This window comes from Methylobacterium sp. CCH5-D2, assembly GCF_001556475.1.
Lineage (GTDB): Bacteria > Pseudomonadota > Alphaproteobacteria > Rhizobiales > Beijerinckiaceae > Methylobacterium > Methylobacterium hispanicum.
In genome coordinates this window covers 1-1,616 of sequence record NZ_LSIX01000328.1, presented here as the reverse complement: position 1 = coordinate 1,616, position 1,616 = coordinate 1, and the positions used below count along the sequence as shown (strand labels likewise).

The following is a 1,616-nucleotide window of genomic DNA, read 5'->3' as shown; positions in this document are numbered from 1 at the left end:
CTCCGGCACCCGCCCCATCCCGACAGAACAGCACGCGCATGACCACCGAACCCGCGAGCCCGGCGGCCCCGGCCCCGGAGCGCCCCGGACTCGTCGCCACCTATCGCCGGCTCTGGCCCTATCTCTGGCCCCACGGCCGGGCCGACCTGCAGCGGCGCGTCTACCTCGCCTTCGGGCTGCTGCTGGTGGCCAAGCTCGCCACGATGGTGATGCCCTTCACCTTCAAGTGGGCGACCGACGCGCTGGTCGCGGCGGTCGGCGGCCACGCGGACGGGGTGCCCGCCGGCCTCATCGCCGCGCCGATGCTCCTGATCGGCGCCTACGGCCTCGCCCGCATCGTGATGGTGGGGCTGACGCAGGTGCGCGACGGGCTCTTCGCCAAGGTGGCGATGCACGCGGTGCGCCGGCTCGCGCTGCAGACCTTCGAGCACATGCACCGCCTCTCCTTGCGCTTCCACCTGGAGCGCAAGACCGGCGGCCTGACCCGGGTGCTGGAGCGCGGGCGGGGCGGCATCGAGGAGCTGTCGCGCCTGATGGTGCTGACGCTGGTGCCGACCATCGTCGAGTTCGCGCTGGTGCTGGGCGTGCTCGCCTACGAGTTCGACTGGCACTACTCGGCCGTCGTCCTCGTGATGGTCGTGGCGTATCTGAGCTTCACCTACAAGGCCACCGAGTGGCGCATCGGCATCCGCCGCCGCATGAACGCCTCCGACACCGACGCCAACACCAAGGCGGTCGATTCGCTTTTGAACTTCGAGACGGTGAAGTATTTCGGCGCCGAGAGCCGCGAGACCGCGCGCTACGACGAGTCGATGGCGCGCTACGAGAAGGCCTCGACGCAGACCTACGTCTCGCTCGCGGTGCTCAACGCGGGCCAAGCCGTGATCTTCACACTCGGTATGACCGCGGTGATGTGGCTCGCCGCGCGCGACATCATGGCCGGGCGCACCACGATCGGCGGCTTCGTGCTGGCCAACACGATGCTGGTGCAGCTCTCGATGCCCCTGAACTTCATGGGGATGATCTACCGCGAGATCAAACAGGCGCTGATCGACATCGACGACATGTTCCGCATCCTCCACCGCAACCCGGAGATCGCGGACCGGCCGGACGCGAGCCCGCTCGCGGTCGGGAACGCGGAGGTGCGCTTCGAGGACGTGCACTTCGCCTACAATCCGGACCGGCCGATCCTGCGCGGCGTCTCCTTCACGGTGGGGCCGGGCAAGACGGTGGCGATCGTCGGCCCCTCGGGGGCCGGGAAGTCGACGCTCTCGCGCCTGCTGTTCCGCTTCTACGAGCCGCAGAACGGCCGCATCGCGATCGACGGGCAGGACATCGCGTCGGTCCGGCAGGATTCGCTCCGCGCCGCCGTCGGCATGGTCCCGCAGGACACGGTGCTGTTCAACGACACGATCGGCTACAACATCCGCTACGGCCGCTGGGAGGCCTCCGACGCCGAGGTGCGCGAGGCCGCGCGCCTCGCCCAGATCGACCGCTTCATCGAGGGGCTGCCGGAGGGCTACGACACGCCGGTCGGCGAGCGCGGCCTCAAGCTCTCGGGCGGCGAGAAGCAGCGGGTCGCCATCGCCCGCACGATCCTCAAGGGCCCGCCGATC

Annotated in this window: 1 protein-coding gene; it reads left to right on the top strand. The window is 69.7% G+C overall.

Annotated elements, in window-relative coordinates; translation table 11 throughout:
• Positions 1–38: 38 nt before the first annotated feature.
• The coding region (locus tag AX737_RS08655) for an ABC transporter ATP-binding protein/permease (protein WP_066920639.1) at positions 39–1,616 on the top strand (1,578 nt) is incomplete at its 3' end.